Origin of the sequence: Acinetobacter sp. AR_0276 (assembly GCF_003000705.1) — a bacterium.
In the GTDB taxonomy this organism is placed as follows: Bacteria; Pseudomonadota; Gammaproteobacteria; order Pseudomonadales; family Moraxellaceae; genus Acinetobacter; species Acinetobacter nosocomialis.
Map to the genome: position 1 here is coordinate 2,145,048 of NZ_PSQO01000004.1, position 20,417 is coordinate 2,165,464.

Genomic DNA, 20,417 nt, shown 5'->3' on the forward strand with positions numbered 1-20,417 from the left:
CTAAATAAAACAAGAAATTTCAAATGTTTACCAATATTTTTCTTTTTTAAAAATATTGTTAAGCGTTTTTATACCACTAAAAATTGCAGCATTTGTAAACAGTGGTGGCCATATCGGCCTGCGTAATTCCTTCTGAGCCCGTTCTGCAGGCGGGCTTAGTTTACTTTCCGAGGACTCCAGATGGCATACTCATATACCGAAAAGAAACGGATCCGTAAGAATTTTGGTAAATTGCCCCAAGTAATGGATGCACCGTACTTACTATCGATTCAGGTCGATTCGTACAGAACATTCTTGCAAGATGGCAAAACTCCAAAAAACCGCGAAGATATCGGTCTCCAAGCCGCATTTCGTTCAGTTTTTCCTATCGAAAGTTATTCTGGCAATGCTGCTTTAGAATTTGTTGAGTATAGCCTTGGTAAACCTGAGTTCGATGTACGCGAATGTATTCTTCGTGGTTCGACTTATGCGGCACCAATGCGCGTTAAAATTCGTTTGATTATTAAAGATCGCGAAACTAAATCAATTAAAGACGTACGTGAACAAGAAGTCTATATGGGTGAAATTCCACTCATGACTGAAAACGGTACCTTTGTTATCAATGGTACTGAGCGTGTAATCGTATCTCAATTACACCGTTCACCAGGCGTATTCTTTGACCATGATAAAGGTAAGACTCACTCAAGTGGTAAAGTGTTGTATTCAGCACGTATCATTCCTTACCGTGGTTCATGGTTAGACTTTGAATTTGATGCAAAAGACCTTGTTTACGTACGTATTGACCGTCGTCGTAAATTACTTGCTACTGTTGTGTTGCGTGCACTAGGTTATAACAATGAACAAATCTTGAATTTGTTCTACGAAAAAGTACCTGTGTATCTTGACATGGGTAGCTATCAAATTGACCTTGTTCCTGAGCGTTTACGTGGTGAAATGGCTCAATTTGATATTGCTGACAATGAAGGTAAAGTCATTGTTGAGCAAGGCAAACGTATTAATGCGCGTCACGTACGTCAAATGGAAGCTGCAGGTTTAACTAAACTTTCAGTTCCTGATGAATACTTATATGAACGTATTACGGCTGAAGATATTACTTTACGTGATGGTGAAGTAATTGCTGCAAATACGTTGTTAAGCCATGAAGTAATGGTGAAGTTGGCAGAAGGTGGTGTTAAACAATTTAACATCCTATTCACGAACGACATCGACCGTGGTTCATTTGTTGCTGATACATTGCGTGCAGACACAACAGCGGGACGTGAAGAAGCATTAGTAGAAATCTACAAAGTGATGCGTCCAGGCGAGCCGCCAACAAAAGAAGCTGCTGAAAACCTATTCAATAACTTATTCTTCTCTTCTGAGCGTTATGACTTATCTCCAGTAGGTCGTATGAAGTTCAACCGTCGTCTAGGTCGTCCTTACGAAGTTGGTACTGATCAAAAATCTCGTGAAGTTGAAGGTATTTTATCGCACGAAGATATCATCGATGTATTACGTACGTTGGTTGAAATCCGTAACGGTAAAGGCGAAGTAGACGATATCGACCATTTAGGTAACCGTCGTGTACGTTCTGTTGGTGAAATGACAGAGAACCAATTCCGTGTTGGTTTAGTACGTGTTGAGCGTGCTGTTAAAGAGCGTTTAAGCCAAGCAGAAACTGATAACTTGTCTCCACAAGACTTGATTAATGCTAAGCCAGTTGCTGCTGCAATCAAAGAATTCTTTGGTTCAAGCCAGTTATCTCAATTCATGGACCAAAACAACCCATTATCTGAGATTACACATAAGCGTCGTGTATCTGCGCTTGGCCCAGGTGGTTTAACACGTGAACGTGCAGGCTTTGAAGTACGTGACGTACATCAAACTCACTATGGTCGTGTGTGTCCAATTGAAACGCCTGAAGGTCCAAACATTGGTTTGATTAACTCGCTTTCTGTATATGCAAAAGCGAATGACTTCGGTTTCTTGGAAACACCATACCGTAAAGTTGTAGATGGTCGTGTAACTGATGATGTTGAATATTTATCTGCAATTGAAGAAGTAGGTACTGTTATTGCACAGGCCGACTCAGCAGTAGATAAAGATGGCAACTTAACAGAAGAATTTGTTTCTGTTCGTCACCAAGGTGAATTCGTACGTATGCCACCTGAAAAAGTGACGCATATGGACGTTTCTGCACAGCAGGTTGTATCTGTTGCTGCATCACTTATTCCATTCCTTGAACACGATGACGCGAACCGTGCATTGATGGGTTCGAACATGCAACGTCAGGCTGTTCCTACTTTACGTGCTGACAAGCCTCTTGTTGGTACTGGTATGGAAGCGAACGTAGCACGTGATTCGGGTGTGTGTGTAATCGCAAACCGTGGTGGTGCAATTGAATATGTAGATGCTTCTCGTATCGTTATTCGTGTAAACGAAGATGAAATGGTTGCAGGTGAGGCAGGTGTAGATATCTATAACCTCATCAAATATACACGTTCGAACCAAAATACTTGTATTAACCAAAATGTTATCGTGAATTTGGGCGACAAAGTTGCTCGTGGTGACATCTTGGCAGATGGTCCGTCAACAGACATGGGTGAACTTGCGCTTGGTCAAAACATGCGTGTAGCGTTCATGACATGGAATGGTTACAACTATGAAGACTCGATCTTATTATCTGAGCGTGTTCTTCAAGAAGACCGTTTAACTTCTATTCATATTCAAGAATTGTCATGTGTGGCTCGTGATACTAAGTTAGGTGCAGAAGAAATTACTGCCGATATTCCTAACGTAGGTGAAGCTGCGCTTTCTAAACTTGATGAATCAGGTATCGTTTATATCGGTGCTGAAGTTACTGCTGGTGACATCTTAGTTGGTAAAGTAACGCCTAAAGGCGAAACTCAGTTAACTCCTGAAGAAAAATTGCTTCGTGCAATCTTTGGTGAAAAAGCTGCTGACGTTAAAGATTCATCTTTACGTGTTCCATCTGGTACTAAAGGTACAGTTATCGACGTTCAAGTCTTCACTCGTGATGGCTTAGAGAAAGATGACCGTGCATTAGCGATTGAAAAAGCACAGCTTGATTCTTATCGTAAAGACTTGAAAGAAGAATATAAAATCTTCGAAGAAGCGGCTCGTGAACGTGTAATCCGTTTACTTAAAGGCCAAGAGTCTAATGGCGGTGGTTCAACTAAACGTGGCGATAAACTTTCTGAAGATTTATTGTCTGGTTTAGAGCTTGTTGATTTACTTGAAATTCAACCGACAGATGAAGCAATTGCTGAGCGTTTAACTCAGATTCAAGTGTTCTTGAAAGAGAAGAGCGCAGAAATCGATGAGAAATTTGCTGAGAAGAAACGTAAGCTTGCAACAGGTGATGAGTTAACAACTGGCGTATTGAAAGTTGTTAAAGTTTACTTAGCTGTTAAACGTCGTATTCAGCCTGGTGATAAGATGGCTGGTCGTCATGGTAACAAGGGTGTTGTTTCTAACATCTTACCTGTTGAAGACATGCCACACGATGCGAACGGTGTACCTGTAGATATCGTATTGAACCCGTTGGGCGTACCATCTCGTATGAACGTGGGTCAGATTCTCGAGACTCACTTGGGTATGGCGGCTAAAGGGCTTGGTGACAAAATCGAAAAAATGTTGAAAGAACAGCGTACAGTTTTAGAACTACGTGAATTCTTAGACAAGATTTATAACAAAGTCGGTGGCGAGCAAGAAGATCTTGATAGCTTGACTGATGATGAAATCCTAGCACTTTCAGGCAACTTGCGTGCTGGTGTTCCTTTGGCTACTCCTGTATTTGATGGTGCTGAAGAAAGTCAAATTAAAGATTTACTTGAGTTGGCTGACATTTCACGTACAGGTCAAACAGTATTGTTTGATGGACGTACAGGTGAACAGTTTGACCGTCCAGTAACTGTTGGTTACATGTACATGTTGAAGTTGAACCACTTGGTTGATGACAAGATGCATGCGCGTTCAACTGGTTCGTACTCATTAGTTACACAACAACCGCTTGGTGGTAAAGCACAATTCGGTGGTCAGCGTTTCGGTGAGATGGAAGTATGGGCACTTGAAGCATACGGTGCAGCATATACACTCCAAGAAATGCTCACAGTGAAGTCGGATGACGTTGAAGGCCGTACTCGCATCTATAAGAATATTGTAGATGGTAACCATTATATGGATCCGGGTATGCCTGAATCGTTCAACGTATTGACCAAAGAGATCCGTTCTTTAGGTATCAACATTGAACTGAAAAATGGTGATTAAGTCGTAAGACTCACGATTTTTTAGGAAAAAACAATATTTGTGACCCAGTCGGGTAAGCGAGGCTTCCCGACACACGGAGAAAAAAATTGAAAGACTTGCTCGATATCATGCGTAAGAAAACGGATTCAGATGGTCATGCGCCAGTTGAGTTCGACCGTATCCGTATTGGTCTTGCGTCACCAGAAATGATTAAGTCATGGTCTCATGGTGAAGTTAAAAAACCTGAGACGATCAACTATCGTACGTTCAAGCCAGAACGTGACGGTTTATTCTGTGCCAAAATCTTTGGTCCAGTAAAAGATTACGAATGCTTGTGTGGTAAATACAAGCGTATGAAATACAAAGGCGTCATTTGTGAAAAATGTGGCGTTGAAGTAACTACAGCGAAAGTTCGTCGTGAACGTATGGGTCACATTGAACTTGCTTCTCCAGTTGCGCATATCTGGTTCTTAAAATCGTTACCTAGCCGTATCGGTTTATTACTTGATATGACACTTCGTGATATCGAACGTGTATTGTATTTCGAATCATATGTTGTTACTGATCCTGGCATGACGCCTTTCGAAAAGTATCAACTTCTTAATGACGAAGAATACTTTACAGCTTTAGAAGAGCACGGTGACGAGTTCGTTGCAAAAATGGGTGCGGAAGCAGTTCAAGACTTGTTGAAAGACATTGATCTTGAAGCTGAGATTGCTCGTTTACGTGAAGAAATTCCTCAAACAACTTCTGAAACGAAGTTGAAAAAAGCATCTAAACGCTTGAAATTGATGGAAGCATTCAAAGACTCGAACAACAAGCCAGAATGGATGGTAATGAATGTACTTCCGGTGCTTCCACCAGATTTACGTCCATTAGTTCCACTTGAAGGTGGTCGTTTCGCGACTTCTGACTTGAACGATTTATATCGTCGTGTAATTAACCGTAACAACCGTTTGAAGCGTCTTCTTGACCTTGCAGCGCCGGACATCATCGTACGTAACGAAAAACGTATGTTACAAGAGTCTGTAGATGCGTTGCTTGATAACGGTCGTCGTGGTCGCGCAATTACTGGTTCTAACAAACGCCCATTAAAATCTTTGGCAGACATGATCAAAGGTAAACAAGGTCGTTTCCGTCAGAACTTGTTAGGTAAGCGTGTTGACTACTCTGGTCGTTCGGTAATTACTGTAGGTCCTACTTTACGTCTTCACCAATGTGGTCTTCCGAAGAAAATGGCACTTGAATTATTCAAGCCATTCATTTTCGCGAAATTACAAGCTTCAGGTCAGGCAACAACCATTAAAGCTGCGAAGAAAATGGTTGAGCGTGAGACTCCGGAAGTTTGGGACGTTCTTGCATCTGTAATTCGTCAACACCCAGTAATGTTGAACCGTGCGCCAACACTTCACCGTTTAGGTCTTCAAGCATTTGAACCTATTCTTATTGAAGGTAAGGCAATCCGTCTTCACCCACTCGTTTGTGCTGCGTTTAACGCCGACTTCGATGGTGACCAAATGGCGGTACACGTTCCATTGACACTTGAAGCACAGTTAGAAGCTCGTGCATTGATGATGTCAACAAACAACATCTTGTCACCAGCAAACGGTGAGCCAATTATCGTTCCTTCTCAGGACGTTGTCTTGGGTCTTTACTACATCACACGTGATGCAGTAAATGCTAAAGGTGAAGGCATGGTGTTTGCGGATACTCACGAAGTAAACCGTGCACTTGCAACTGGTCAAGTTGCGATTCATGCTCGTGTTAAAGTACGTGTGCATCAAACTGTTATCAATGAAAATGGTGAGCGTGAACAGCAAACTATTATTGTTGATACGACACCAGGTCGTTGCTTACTTTGGGAAGTTGTTCCAGAAGGTTTAAGCTTTGACATGATCAACCTTGAGATGACTAAAAAGAACATCTCTAAGTTAATCAACTCTTGCTACCGTAAACTTGGTTTGAAAGATACAGTTATCTTTGCTGACCAGTTAATGTACTTGGGCTTCCGTCAAGCGACTCGTTCAGGTGTATCTGTAGGTATGGAAGACATGTTAATTCCACCTACGAAACACACAATTATTGATAAAGCTGAAACAGAAGTTCGTGAAATCGAACAACAGTTCGAACAAGGTTTCGTAACTGCTGGTGAGCGTTATAACAAAGTTGTCGATATTTGGGCGCGTACAAACGACCAAGTTGCGAAAGCGATGATGGATAACTTGTCTTACACACTTGTGAAAAACAAACAAGGTGAAGACGAGAAGCAAAAATCATTCAACAGCATCTATATGATGTCTGACTCTGGTGCCCGTGGTAGTGCGGCGCAGATTCGTCAGCTTGCTGGTATGCGTGGTTTGATGGCAAAACCGGATGGCTCGATTATTGAGACACCAATTAAAGCGAACTTCCGTGAAGGTTTAACAGTACTTCAGTACTTTATTTCTACACACGGTGCGCGTAAAGGTTTGGCCGATACAGCATTGAAAACAGCGAACTCTGGTTACTTGACTCGTCGACTTGTAGACGTAGCACAAGACTTGGTAATTACTGAGCCTGATTGTGGTACAAATGGCGGCCTAGTAATGACTCCATTCATTCAAGGTGGTGATGTCATCGAGCCATTACGTGACCGTGTATTAGGTCGTGTAACTGCTGAAGATGTACGTCGTGCCTCTGATGATGAAGTTGTATTACCTCGTGGTACGTTAATTGACGAGAAAATCGCAGCTCAGCTTGAAGAAGCTGGTGTCGATGAAGTTAAAGTACGTTCAGTAATCGCATGTGAATCTACATTCGGTGTATGTGCTCGTTGTTATGGTCGTGACCTTGCACGTGGTCACTTGGTGAACCCAGGTGAATCAGTAGGTGTAATGGCTGCGCAATCAATTGGTGAGCCAGGTACACAGTTAACGATGCGTACGTTCCACGTAGGTGGTGCTGCGAGCCGAACTTCTGCTGCAAACAGTGTTCAAGTACGTAACAAAGGTACTGTACGTTTCCACAACGTGAAAACTGTACAACACGCGAAAGGTCACTTGGTTTCAGTTTCACGTTCAGGTGAAATTGGTATTGCCGATGAGTTAGGTCGTGAGCGTGAGCGTTATAAACTTCCTTACGGTGCAAGCATCTTGTTGAAAGATGGTGAAGTCGTTGAGGCAGGTGGTATCGTTGCAACTTGGGATCCGCATACACATCCATTAGTAACAGAAGTTGCTGGTAAAGCACGTTTCAGTCAAATCGCTGATGGTGTAACTGCAACATCGAAAACTGATGATGCAACTGGTATGACAACTGTTGAAATCTTGCCTGTAACAGCACGTCCTGCTTCTGGTAAAGATTTACGTCCAGCAATCGTATTGGATACGGCTGATGGCGGCGAACAGTTCTACTTCTTGCCACAAAACACAATTGTTACCGTTCGTGATGGCGAAACAATTGGTGTGGGTGACGTTATTGGTCGTGTACCACAAGAATCTTCACGTACTCGTGATATTACCGGTGGTCTTCCACGTGTTGCTGACTTGTTCGAAGCACGTAAGCCGAAAGAACATGCGATCTTGGCAGAAGTGTCTGGTATCGTAAGCTTTGGTAAAGAGACTAAAGGTAAGAACCGTTTAGTAATTACTCCAGATGACGGTTCTGAAATTTACGAAGAGTTGATTCCAAAATGGCGTCAAATCAACGTGTTTGAAGGTGAACATGTGAACCGTGGTGAAACCATTTCTGATGGTCCACAAAACCCACATGACATCTTACGCTTGAAAGGCGAAGTTGCTTTAACTAACTACATCGTGAACGAAGTTCAAGACGTTTACCGTCTCCAAGGTGTAAAAATCAACGATAAGCACATTGAAGTTATCGTACGTCAAATGTTGCGTAAAGTTGATATCATCGATGGTGGTGATACAAGCTTCATTAAAGGCGAACAAGTGGATTACATCCGCGTTGTTCAAGAGAACCAAGCTGTCTTGGCTCAGAACAAGTTCCCTGCGAAGTTTGAACGTCAATTGATGGGTATTACGAAAGCATCGCTTTCTACTGACTCGTTCATCTCTGCTGCATCGTTCCAGGAAACAACTCGTGTGTTAACTGAAGCGGCTGTAACAGGTAAAGAAGATGATTTACGCGGCTTGAAAGAGAACGTTGTAGTGGGTCGCTTGATTCCAGCTGGTACTGGTCTTGCATACCATTTAGAACGTCGTCGTCAAGAAGCAGAAGCTGCAGAACATGAGCTTCATAATGACTTCAGCGAAGTAGACCAAGCATTTAGCCAAGCTTTAAACTCAGAACAATTCTAAGCTTAAAGTTTTATTAAAAAGACGCCTTAGGGCGTCTTTTTTGTGGAAAAAATAAGCTATTTTTACAAAAGTCTATTAAAGCACTCTTAATCTATTACTTAATGAGAAAAAACTCTCCATGAAAGCATACTATCCTAGGCACAACTGAGTAGAGGAGTAGCTTTCAATGAAAAAAATGATGATGATTGCAGGTGTGGGTCTGATGTCAACCACTCTATTTGTAGGTTGCCAAAATGCAAGTCCAGAAAGTAAACGTATTGGTTCTGCAGCTATTGGTGGCGGTGCAGGGGGTGCGGTAGGTAAACATGTAGGCGGTAATATTGGTGCAGGTTTAGGGGCAGCTCTTGGCGCAGGCGTTGCAGCAAATGCAAAAGGGTCTAACAGTAAAACTGTACGTAACAGTGCAATTGGTGCCGGTGTTGGTGCAATCTTAGGTGGAGCAGTGATTGGTGGTGATGCTGGTGCTGCTGCAGGTGGAGCACTTGGTGGTAGTGCGGGCGCGGCCTATGAAGAGAAAAAAGGGAAATACTAAGAGTACCTTTAAACATATTTAAACTAGAAGCTCTTTATAAAATAAGAGCTTCTATTTTCTTTGCTTATTAGATTGAAATTTAAATAATAACTAGACCTAGAATGCTTTTACAAAATATCAATCTATTGCCACAGTGCGATAACATAAACTGATCAAATTCCTCATAAAAGAAGATTATGCTTTGATTAGAGCACAATGGAGTGAGTATGGTCATGAAAAAAACAATTGGTTTAATTTCTACTTTAATGTTATCTGCATTCATGTTCACTGGTTGTCAGAATATGAGTCCATCTGATCAGCGTATTGGTGCAGCAGCATTAGGCGGTGCTGTTGGTGGTGGTGTCGGTAACCATGTTGGTGGCGGTCTAGGTGCTGGTGTAGGTGCAGCAGCTGGTGCGGGTGTAGGGGCGAATGCTAAAGGTAGTAATAAGAGTTCCACAACAAGTAGTGCTATCGGTGCCGGTATTGGATCTGTAGTAGGGAAAGCCATTTTTGGGGGTGACACAGGCGCTGCGATTGGTGGAGCACTTGGTGGTGGTGCCGGCGCTGCGATTGAAGAAAAGCGTTAGAATTTACTAAAATAAAAATAAGTGCCTTTAGGCACTTATTTTTTATGGGTATAAGGCTTTTGCCTTTTTTCTACGGATGTATAGCGTCTTTTGCACTTCAGCAATTCTCACACCTGATTCATCAAAAATATTTAAATGATATGTTCTAAGCACTGGAGCATAGTTCTCGGCAAGTTCTCGAATCTGTTCAATTTCTGCTAAGTCAACTCGAATGTCAGCATAAACAGTGCTTCGCCCAGGCGATAAAAAATTAATCTCAGCCGCTTTATCCCAAACTATATATTTTGATCCAAGGTGATGCATAAGAATCAGCATATAAAATGGATCAACCATAGAATAAAGACTTCCCCCAAAATGAGTTCCTACCAAATTTTGGTTTTTCCAGGTCAGTGGCATTTTTACCCGAACATGACAGAGCTCTAAATTCATGATTTCAATATGAATCCCTGCACCGCGGTAGGGAGGATAATAATTAAATAAGAATTTAGAAATTGAGGGAATGTTCTGAAGTTTTTTTAAAATAGCCATAATAGTCAATTTTTTTTATTGCAACACTGGTCATACTAGATAAGTATCATCTTTTTTATATTGATGGCAATGCTTTATCCGATTAACGACATGATCGATTGAAAAACAAAATAGGAAATGATTATGCAGCCAAAGATTTATACAGTAACAACAAGTGATCAACAAACTCTATGCGCTAAGGCTTGGGGTGATGAGAAAAATACTCCATTAGTTTTAGTACATGGTTATCCAGATAATCAGGAAGTATGGGAATCGGTCATTGAGCATTTGATCAATGATTTTTATATTGTTACTTATGATGTCCGTGGAGCGGGTTTGTCATCTATTCCTAAACGAATACGAGATTATCGTTTAGAACGTTTATCTTTAGACTTACAAGAAGTCGTCGATGAAGTACTCCCAAATCGACAGTTCCATATGGCTGCCCATGATTGGGGATCAATTCAGTCTTGGGAGTCTGCAACTGAACCTAAATTTAAAGGCCGTTTACTCTCTTATACAACCATTTCTGGTCCTTGTTTAGATCATGCTGCGCTGTTCTTAAGAGATAAATTTAAAACGACGCCTGCAAAAATCTTAAAAATACTAACAAAATCATGGTATATCGGTGCTTTCCATTTACCATTAATTGCTCCGACGGTCTGGTCTCTTTTTACTCCAGAAAAATGGGGCAAAATATTAAAAGACTTAGAGAGAAAAGATAATTTACCGTTAAATAGTAATATTGCTGCTGATGGTAAATACGGGATTAATTTATATCGTGCGAATTTTATTCCTCGCTTAACAACTCCTCGCCAGCGTTATGCACAGTGTCCAGTCAAAGCAATAATTTTAAAATACGATACTTTTGTGAGTCCTGAATATATTACGGAAGCAATGCCAAAATGGGTTGAAAACTTTGAGTATGTTGAGCTTGAAGCAAACCATTGGGCGATTCTGAGTCAGGCTGAAAAAGTGGCAGGACATATTCGTCAGTTCATCGAATCACAAAGTTAATAAGTGACTGTTTAATTTACAAAACTGATAATTTGGCGATATTTTCGGCTTCGTAGATGTGAATCTGATAGAATATCGCCTTTTGTTTTGTTCTGAATTTGTTCATGAATGCTGTTGTTGTGGCGATTGCTGTGATGTTTTTACTATCACTAGCACGCGTTTCTGTCGTATTGACATTAGTGGTCTCTGCCATTGTTGGTGGTCTTGTCGCGGGTTTAAGTCTTTCTCAAACAGTTGAAGCTTTTAATGCTGGTCTTGGTGATGGAGCCGAAGTTGCTCTCGCTTATGCTGTATTAGGTGCATTTGCACTCGCTCTCTCTAAATCGGGTTTACCCGACCTGCTTGCTCATAAACTTATTGGTCTGTTGGGAATGGAAGCGGGGAAAAGCCGTGAAACCAAAGTAAAATATTTACTCTTAGGTATTTTACTTATTGCTGCCATTTTCTCTCAAAACCTCATACCGGTTCATATCGCGTTTATTCCTGTACTGGTGCCGCCATTATTACGAGTCATGAATCATTTAAAACTAGACCGCCGTGCAGCAGCTTGTGTCCTGACTTTAGGTTTAGTAGGTACTTATATTTTTCTACCCGTTGGCTTTGGTGCGATTTTTCTTGAACAAATTTTGATGGGGAATATCAACAAAATTGGTGCTGCTTATGGCTTGCATGTAGAACGTGGGATGATGCCAATTGGCATGGCTATTCCAGTTTTAGGTATGGTTTTAGGTACTTTAGTTGCAGTATTTATTAGTTACCGTAAGCCAAGAATTTATGCGGACCGTGCCATTACCCCTGTAGCTACCATTGATTTAGACAAACCTCTGCGTGCAACAGCGCAAGATGAAACAGTAGATCTAAAAGCAGATGCAGAAGAACTTAAACACGAAGCAGAGCAAGGCCCAGTAATTGCGAAAAAAACAATTTTTATGGCTTTGCTCGCGATTGGTCTTACCTTAGTTGCACAGCTTTATTCCGGCTCAATGATTTTGGGTGGTTTAGTAGGATTTGCGGTTCTGTCTACAGCCGGCATTTTTAAATGGCAAGATGCAGATGATGTCTTTGTACAAGGCATGCGAATGATGGCTCTAGTAGGCTTTATTATGATCTCTGCCGCCGGTTTCGCTTCAGTCATGACGCATACAGGAGATATCAATCAACTGGTTAAAGGGGTGGTTGAAATCATTGGTGATAATCGTGCGCTCGCGGCTTTCTTAATGCTGAGTATTGGTTTATTTGTCACGATTGGTATTGGTTCATCTTTTTCAAGTGTGCCTGTTTTAGCAGTTATTTATGTACCTTTATGTGTACAGTTTGGTTTTTCGCCATTAGCGACAATTGCATTGATTGGTACAGCGGCGGCTTTAGGTGATGCTGGATCTCCAGCTTCCGATTCTACCTTAGGACCAACAGCTGGTTTAGGGGTCGATGGACAACATGACCATATTTGGGATACCGTCATTCCAACATTTATCCACTTTAATATTCCATTGTTAGTTTTTGGTTGGATTGCAGCCATGGTTTTATAAGTTTTTTATAATATATTAAATTAAAACCTTCTTAATAATTATCTTAAGATAAGCATTAAGAAGGTTTTTTTATGCTCTAAATAAAATATGTATTTAAAATAAATTATATTAAAATACTCGGAATTTAAAGTATATTAAAAAGGTTGGTTATATAAAATAATTCTGATTAATTAAGTTGGAATAAAAACCAATTAAAATGGTTGGTTAATATATATTTTTATTTAAAACAGTTATTTAAAAATAAATATAAAAATAATTATATAATGGGTGTTGCATCAATTTAAAATAAATGTTTATTATAAATATAAATAAGGTTGGAGATATTAACGTGTTCAAAAAAGCTTTGATTATTGCATTAATGGGGATGTCTTCATTTACTTTTGCTGGTAATTGGCAAGTAAAATTTGGGGGTAGTGTTATTGCTCCATCTGACGATACAACAACTGCTTTAGGTGTAGTAAAAGCTGATCATGAATATGCATTTACACCATCAGTTGAATACTTTTTCGGTGAATCACCTTTTTCGGCAGAATTATTATTAGCAGCGCCGGTTAATCATGATGTTTTATTAGATGGTAAAAATGTAGCACGTATTAAACAATTACCTCCGACAATTACCGCAAAATATCATTTTAAAAACTCAACTCGTTTCACACCGTATATTGGTATCGGGGCGACAGCATTTATTCCTTGGGATGAGCAAGGTGTTGCTGACAAAGTAAAAGAAGATTTTGGTGTAGCTGGACAAGTTGGTTTTAACTTCCAACCTGCTGATGCGAAAAATTGGGGTGTATTTGTAGATGTTCGCTATGCGGATATTAGCCCAGAAGTTACTTTAACAAATGGTGCTAAATTTGACTTGGATATTAATCCGTTCGTTTACACTTTAGGTTATAGCTATAAATTTTAAGCATAATAATAAATAGAAAAAATATAATAACAAACCTAGACTCAGGCACCTCACATAGATTTTATGTGAGGTTTTTTATTTTATTGCTCTCACTAAAAAAAGCATAAAACAGACAGTTTTATACATATTCTTTTGGTCTTTATTTTTAAACTATTTTTTATATCTTTAAAGGAATAACCTCATGAATAGAAAATTTGCCATAGGTCTAGCACTTTTTAGTGGCATTACTCTTGCTCATAATGTACAGGCTGCTAGTTTCTCCTGTAATGCTGCAAAAACTAAGACTGAGCTGAGTATTTGCAAAAATCGTTCTTTAAATGATGCTGATGTCAAAATGGCAACAACATATCAAATTGTTTTACATGCATTGCCAATGGGTGGCCGTGATAATCAAAAAGATACACAGCAGCAGTGGTTAAAAAAAAGAAATGCTTGTGCAGCTAATGTAAGTTGTATTTCTAAAGCTTATCAGCAGAGACAACAACAATTGGACTCTATCTTGCAAGATAGGGTACTAAGTCATGGTCCGTTTTAATTAAAGAAAAATTTTTTAATATTCAGGATTGAAAAATTGTAGAAGTACTCCATTCATAAAGCATTCGAGAACAAACAAACTTCAAAATTTAAGGAGTGATTTATGAGTGAACAAGCATCACAAAATTATAGTTTCCAAGCAGAAGTAGCCCAGCTTTTACATTTAGTGACGCATTCTCTCTATTCGAACCCTGAAATTTTCTTACGTGAACTTATCTCTAATGCATCTGATGCATGTGATAAGTTGCGTTTTGAAGGAATTAATCATCCTGAATATTATGAAAATGATCCGGACTTACATGTACGCATCAGCTTAAACAAAGAAGATAAAACTTTAACGATTTCTGATAACGGTATTGGATTAAGCCAACAAGAAGCAATTGATAACTTGGGTACTATTGCAAAATCAGGTACTAAAGACTTCATGTCAAAATTAACGGGCGACCAGAAAGCGGATGCTCAGTTGATTGGTCAGTTTGGTGTTGGTTTCTACTCAGGTTTTATTGTTGCCGATAAAATTACAGTTGAATCACGCCGCGCAGGTCTCGATGCTTCTGAAGGGGTGCGTTGGATCAGCGGTGGCACAGGTGAGTTTGAAGTTCAGCAAATTGATAAAGCTTCACGCGGTACTGACATTATTCTTCACTTGCGTGATGACGCGCTTGATTATTTAGAGTCTTATAAAGTTAAGCAAATCGTTAATAAATACTCTGACCACATTAGCTTGCCAATTGAAATGCAAAAAGAAGTTTGGCAGGAAGAGGAGGTTGCTGAAGGTGAAGAGCCTAAAGGCGGCCAAATGGTCAAGACTGATGAATGGGAAGCGATTAACTCTGCAAGTGCTTTATGGACACGTAACAAGAGTGAAGTGACTGAAGAGCAATATGTTGAGTTCTATAAAAACTTAACTCATGACTTCGAAGCACCACTGGCTTGGGCACACAACCGTGTTGAAGGTAGCACCGAATATACCCAATTACTTTATATTCCAAGTAAAGCGCCACATGACATTTTTACACGTGAAGCAAAAGCGGGAATTAAGCTGTATGTAAAACGTGTTTTCATTATGGATGACGCGGATAATTTAATTCCAAACTATTTACGCTTTGTTCAAGGTGTCGTGGACAGTGCCGATTTACCGCTTAATGTGAGCCGTGAGTTGTTGCAAGAAAGCCGTGATGTTAAAACAATTCGTGAAGGTAACGCACGCCGTGTACTCACTTTGCTTGATGGTTTAGCTAAATCAGAAGATGAAAAAGACCAAGAAAAATTCAAGACCTTCTACACTGAGTTTGGCTCAGTACTTAAAGAAGGCTTGGGCGAAGACTTTGGTAACCGCGAACGTATTTTAAAATTATTACGTTATGCAACTTCAACAAATGATGAAGTGGTAACTTCTTTTGCAGACTATAAAGCGCGCATGAAAGAAGGCCAAAAAGCCATTTATTATGTTACTGCTGACAGCTTAGCTGCTGCTAAAAACTCTCCACAGCTAGAGTTGTTTAAGAAAAAAGGCATTGAAGTATTGTTAATGGCAGAGCGTGTTGATGAGTGGGCAATGAACTTTGTTCATGAGTTTGACGGTACGCCATTAAAGAATGTATCTAAAGGCGCTGTTGATTTAGGTGACTTGCAAGATGCAGAAGAGAAAAAGGCACTAGAGCAAGCGGCTGAACAGTTTAAACCTGTTGTTGAGAAATTAAGTGACTCGTTGAAGGCTAAAACTAAAGAAGTACGTGTAACGACCCGTTTGGTAGACTCTCCTGCGTGTTTAGTAACAAGTGAAGGTGAGTTGTCTCCTCAACTTATTCGTATGCTCAAACAAGCAGGGCAAGCTGTACCTGAAATCAAGCCAATTTTAGAAATTAACCCTGAGCATCCTTTAGTGAAAAAGCTTGAAGGTTCAGAACAGTTTGATGACTTGGCAAACGTGATTTTTGATCAGGCTGTGATTGCAGAAGGTGGTTTACCAGAAGACCCGGCAGCTTATGTGAAGCGTATTAATAGCTTATTGTTGAAATAATATTTGATGTAAAAAAAGCCTCTGAACTGTCAGAGGCTTTTTTGTGGATAAAGAAAGAGTTATCCACAACTTGATGATTTTTGGTTAAAAATTAGCTTCTAAATTCATTTGAACACTAAGCTGATGTTTTGGGTCATCATCAATATGATTAAAAAAATTAAGATCATTTTGCATAAAAATCCAATCTCGCCATACGGGTTGGCGCCATGAAATATAAGGTCCCCAACTATTTACCCGCATGTCATTTTTGGTATATACACCGCCACTATAAATGCCGTAAGTCAGGCTATTATCTTTTACAAACTCAAATTGTTGAAAAGTCCAATTGCCCCAGTTGAATTCTTCATTTTCACTCTTATTCACATTAAATTTGTTAGCGAACAGGGTGTTGTCTTGCATCTTTTGCGTTAAGTTTAGCGTGGTTTCAGTATAGTTTCGGCTGGTTGAGCCATAGCGAAAGACTTGTTCGGTATCTATGCTAATGTTATGTCTTAAATTCCATTTTTTCTTGGCAAGAAATTGTACATAAACATCACTTTCTGAATTTGAGCCTAAATCAAGATTATTTTCGAAAGGCATCCATGTTGAAATCGTATCCCAGCTTGCAGTAATTGGGTTGCTGATCGAAATATGGGGTGTTGAAGCTTTCTTCTTTTTCTTACCCAAGGTTTTATAAGGTTGTTTGTGCTGGGTTGCACGGTTCCACAGCGTATCATTTCCAAACACGGCCATCAGGTCCTGAATGAGTGCTGCATCTGAATCATTATTATTTTCTACTTCACATGGTGAATTTGAAAAAGTTACAGAATGACTTTTGCTTTTTATGAATAGGCTCGATGGATGTAGGGAGCGTCTCGTGGAGCGTTGATGCTTTAAGGACGTAGAGAAAAGCTGTGTATGAGGGATTAAAACCAACATACCTAAACTATAAATACAAAGTAGAGCTTTAGATTTATATTCAAATGACAAAGAAGAGAATTGATTCATTGTTCTGAAAATCAGGAATCAAAAGTTAGCTCAGTATTGTAAGGGAAAAAGCTTAAATTTTTATTTAAAAGTATTTTATTATTCATCACCTTGGAGATAACCTCCAAGGTGATCTTGCTCAATTAGAAAAGTGCTTCTAAACGTAAGAATGTGCTGACAAAATGGTTACGGTCTTCACGGTGGTCATTAAAGTAGTTGACGTCACCTTGTACAAAGAACCACTCACGTAAGAGCGGCTGACGCCATGATACAAATGGTCCCCAACTGTTTAAGCGTAAATCGTTGTCGTTGTAATAGCCACCTGTGTAAATACCATAGTTAAAACGGTTATTTGCAAAGAAACTATGTTCACGGAAAACTCGGTTTTCCCATGTTAAATCATCATCTTGATCGTCAGCATAAGTTAGGCTGAACTGATTTGATAAGATGGGTTGATTTGGACGAGCATGGGTGAGTTCCAAATTAGTACGTAAATAATTTTCACTATGAATGCCATAGCGATAAATTTCTTCAGCATAAAACTTAAAGTCATTACGGAGTTGCCAATCTCTTGATGCTTTTAAGCGAACATACACGTCGTCTCCAGAACGGATACCTAAGTCGGCATCTGTTTCAAAAGGCAGTTTTTTGGAAAAATTCGACCAACGTAATGCGATTGAGCTGTTGTCATCTCGTGTTCGTTTAGTATCAAGTTTCTTATTTGAATCTTGATTTGGGTTCTGGTTAATATTGGCTGGACTATTATTAAATTCGTTATCTAAAGAGTCATCACCAAATACTACGCTTAAGCGTTTTTCTAGCGTCGGGAGTTTAATTTTACCGCGTATTCTTGGCTTAATTTCAAAGTTATCATATTCGTTCCAATAGTTATCAATCATGACTCGAATGGTAGCCGAAGCAGGCTTTTGAGGGTCGACTTCACCAAACCAGTTATCAATTTTTTCCGAAGTGTGATCGGCCCAATTTCGAATTTTCTTTTGCTTACGGTCAAACCAGGTCTGGTCTTCGGTCTGCTCGGTAGGTGGAACAATTGGTTGGTTGGACTGCTCCGGAAAAATCGTTGGAGTGGCATCAATCCACCTTGGAATTTGATCTAAAAGATTTTCATCTTTATTTTCTTCGGTTTGTACTCCAGATGACGAACCATTGACTTGTTGAGTTGAAGAAGAATTTACTTCTGCATGAGCCATGCATATAGAACCAAATCCCAATGTTACAAGTGCAAAAAGCTGCCGATACGTAATAACGTGAAATGTTTTCATATCTATCTTTATGTTTTGTTGTTATTGCCACTTTTGTTGATTTTTCTAATAAAATCAAGAGGACGACACAAAAGTTAAGTAAATTTAACTTTTCTTACATATTTGAAATAACTTAAAAAGTTTAAGCTATTAGCGAGAATTTTTAAGCAAAAAAAATCCCCCAAACTAGGGGGATTTTAGATCAAGGAAACTTCAAATTCCGATCATTAAACACATAAAAAACAGAACATTACAGCGCGAATATTCTAAGTGGCAATCATAAACGCATTTTAAGCAATTGAATAGTTCTTTTTTTAGAACGCTCTATTGCTAAAACGATGATAAAACATACGATTTGTTCACACTTTGCAATTAAGACTGTTTATTTTGTGGAATATCACATGTTTCATCATTACAAACAGCAGCATCATCTTGCTCGATTTCTTCAGCATTTGCCTTGAGCTGTGCTTGTTCTAAGACTTGTAAAAACACTTCACGAGGTTGTGCGCCTGCAAGCGCAATTCTTTGATCAAATACAAAGAATGGTACGCCTGTTACATTAAGTTGCTCATGCGCAATCTTTTCGTCATGACGAACAAAGTCAGCCAATTCATTTGTATCGAGTACATATTCAACTTCGGCATTATCTAAGCCAATACGAGAAGCGATTTCTTCTACGACTTCGCGTTTGCCAATAGCTAAACCTTCAGTCATATAAGCGTGAAAAAAGGCTTCTTTTGCTTCGTTACCTAAGCCTTTACTTTGAGCTAGGTGAATAATACGGTGAGCGTTAAAGCTATTGCCTGAGTTGGCTTTTTGCCATTGGAAGTCGATTCCTTCAGAGGCAGCCATGGCCGCAATGTTGCGCTCCATTTCTTCCATCTCTTCATAGGTACGACCATATTTTTTCGCTAAACGCTCAGTATTTGAAGTGTCATGTGTCGCTGGTGCATTCGGATCTAACTCGAAACTATGCCAATGAATATCAAGTTCAATGCCAGCTTCAGCCGCGACATGCTCAAGGCGTTTTTTGCCGATGTAACAAAAAGGACAAACTACATCAGACCAGACATCAACACGCATGGGAGAATCTCATAAATTTTAATTACCCATCATAATAGGGATGATGTACAAGGATTTAAAGCATTGAATAGCGAATAGAGTGTTGCGTATTGTGAAATAAATGACATATAAAGAAGTAAGAGCTCTATCTTATAACTATAAAGAGCAAAACTATAAGAATGGAAATAGGAGGTGTGTATGCGCCGAATTTTGATTGCGATTGCAGGTTTGGTGGTAATTGCAGGTATTGTCTTTTTTTCCTATCAACATATTAAACAGCAACAAGCTAAAGACAGTAGCCAAATGTTCGATGTGGTGATGAATGAAAAAATGAGTGAACTTTATGAACAGGCTCAAGATTGGTCTAAACCTGTACAACTCGATATTCATGATAAACGGCTCGCAGGGCACTATAAGCAAGTCTCAGAATTTCTTTTAAGTTATTGGGTTCAAAATGTAAATGCGCGTAATGAATACTTAAGAGAATTAAAGGCTGCAAAATGGGATACTTTTTTAAATGTTGACCGTTTGGATATTGATAAAAAACAAAAATATGCTGAAACAGAAAAGATGTTGGCTGACGTTCGAAAAGCTTCAGATAAATACCAATCTGAATATGAAAAAATTCATAAAATCTTTCTCGCTAAAATACAGGAATTATCTGTTGATGCAGATACCAGACAACTTCTTGAAATGAAATTGGGAACTCAGCAAAAGGCTGATCAAGACCATACGATTTTTATGATTGAGCTGCAAATTTTAGATGACGCAGAGCAAATGTTTAAACTTCTAAAAAACTATTCGTGGCAAAAGAAAGACCATATGATTCTTTTTCATGAAAATGCTCAAGTTAAAAAATTTAACGAGCTTTACCAACATGTCTTAAAGCTTAATGCAAAAATTGAAAGTATTAAGAAAAAGAACGTGGCTGCTTTAGAAAATGAGTTAGAAGAATAA

Annotated in this window: 14 protein-coding genes; 10 read left to right on the forward strand and 4 right to left on the reverse strand. The window is 39.4% G+C overall.

Annotated features, from left to right (window positions below):
* Positions 1–180 precede the first annotated feature (180 nt).
* The 4 genes from rpoB (at position 181) to CSB87_RS11135 (ending at position 9,650) form a co-directional block, all read left to right on the forward strand.
* Positions 181–4,269, forward strand: a complete 4,089-nt coding sequence (rpoB, locus tag CSB87_RS11115) for a DNA-directed RNA polymerase subunit beta (RefSeq protein ID WP_002156925.1) — start codon at positions 181–183, stop codon at positions 4,267–4,269.
* 86 nt (positions 4,270–4,355) lie between these two features.
* Complete coding sequence (gene rpoC, locus CSB87_RS11120; RefSeq protein ID WP_002053534.1) at positions 4,356–8,549, forward strand: DNA-directed RNA polymerase subunit beta'; 4,194 nt, start codon at positions 4,356–4,358, stop codon at positions 8,547–8,549.
* Between the two features lie 166 nt (positions 8,550–8,715).
* Positions 8,716–9,081 (forward strand): hypothetical protein, encoded by a 366-nt coding sequence (locus CSB87_RS11125; protein WP_002157021.1) that lies wholly within the window; start codon positions 8,716–8,718, stop codon positions 9,079–9,081.
* 212 nt (positions 9,082–9,293) lie between these two features.
* Entirely contained in the window at positions 9,294–9,650 is a 357-nt protein-coding gene (locus tag CSB87_RS11135) for a hypothetical protein (protein WP_023187972.1), read from the forward strand.
* A gap of 42 nt (positions 9,651–9,692) precedes the next feature.
* Here the strand turns inward: CSB87_RS11135 and CSB87_RS11140 are convergent, their stop codons facing one another.
* The gene (locus CSB87_RS11140; protein ID WP_002156984.1) at positions 9,693–10,178 is read right to left on the reverse strand and encodes a DUF4442 domain-containing protein; all 486 of its coding nucleotides are present in this window, start codon (positions 10,176–10,178) and stop codon (positions 9,693–9,695) included.
* 117 nt (positions 10,179–10,295) lie between these two features.
* On the opposite strand from CSB87_RS11140, the gene CSB87_RS11145 reads away from it, so the two are divergent.
* The 5 genes from CSB87_RS11145 to htpG all read left to right on the forward strand — a co-directional run bounded on the left by CSB87_RS11145 (position 10,296) and on the right by htpG (position 16,170).
* The gene (locus CSB87_RS11145; protein ID WP_079377774.1) at positions 10,296–11,174 is read left to right on the forward strand and encodes an alpha/beta fold hydrolase; all 879 of its coding nucleotides are present in this window, start codon (positions 10,296–10,298) and stop codon (positions 11,172–11,174) included.
* A gap of 104 nt (positions 11,175–11,278) precedes the next feature.
* Positions 11,279–12,703: a Na+/H+ antiporter family protein gene (locus CSB87_RS11150; protein WP_004883595.1), complete on the forward strand. Its 1,425-nt coding sequence runs from the start codon at positions 11,279–11,281 to the stop codon at positions 12,701–12,703.
* 328 nt (positions 12,704–13,031) lie between these two features.
* Positions 13,032–13,613 (forward strand): OmpW/AlkL family protein, encoded by a 582-nt coding sequence (locus tag CSB87_RS11155; protein ID WP_002156917.1) that lies wholly within the window; start codon positions 13,032–13,034, stop codon positions 13,611–13,613.
* 181 nt (positions 13,614–13,794) lie between these two features.
* Positions 13,795–14,148, forward strand: coding sequence for a lysozyme inhibitor LprI family protein (locus tag CSB87_RS11160; protein WP_004710875.1), 354 nt, complete (start codon positions 13,795–13,797; stop codon positions 14,146–14,148).
* A 102-nt stretch (positions 14,149–14,250) separates the two neighbouring features.
* Complete coding sequence (gene htpG / locus CSB87_RS11165) at positions 14,251–16,170, forward strand: molecular chaperone HtpG (RefSeq protein ID WP_004710874.1); 1,920 nt, start codon at positions 14,251–14,253, stop codon at positions 16,168–16,170.
* An 84-nt stretch (positions 16,171–16,254) separates the two neighbouring features.
* Here htpG and CSB87_RS11170 read toward each other — a convergent pair whose 3' ends face one another.
* From CSB87_RS11170 to CSB87_RS11180, 3 genes are all read right to left on the reverse strand, one after another.
* The gene (locus CSB87_RS11170; RefSeq protein ID WP_031952257.1) at positions 16,255–17,157 is read right to left on the reverse strand and encodes a hypothetical protein; all 903 of its coding nucleotides are present in this window, start codon (positions 17,155–17,157) and stop codon (positions 16,255–16,257) included.
* Between the two features lie 122 nt (positions 17,158–17,279).
* A complete protein-coding gene (locus CSB87_RS11175; protein ID WP_004710872.1) occupies positions 17,280–18,419 on the reverse strand; it encodes a hypothetical protein in 1,140 nt (379 codons plus the stop codon).
* A 351-nt stretch (positions 18,420–18,770) separates the two neighbouring features.
* Positions 18,771–19,481 carry a DsbA family oxidoreductase gene (locus CSB87_RS11180; protein WP_031952259.1) on the reverse strand — a complete coding sequence of 237 codons (711 nt, stop codon included), beginning with the start codon at positions 19,479–19,481 and terminating at the stop codon, positions 18,771–18,773.
* A 177-nt stretch (positions 19,482–19,658) separates the two neighbouring features.
* Here CSB87_RS11180 and CSB87_RS11185 point away from each other — a divergent pair, with 177 nt between their 5' ends.
* Positions 19,659–20,417 carry a hypothetical protein gene (locus CSB87_RS11185; RefSeq protein WP_002156981.1) on the forward strand — a complete coding sequence of 253 codons (759 nt, stop codon included), beginning with the start codon at positions 19,659–19,661 and terminating at the stop codon, positions 20,415–20,417.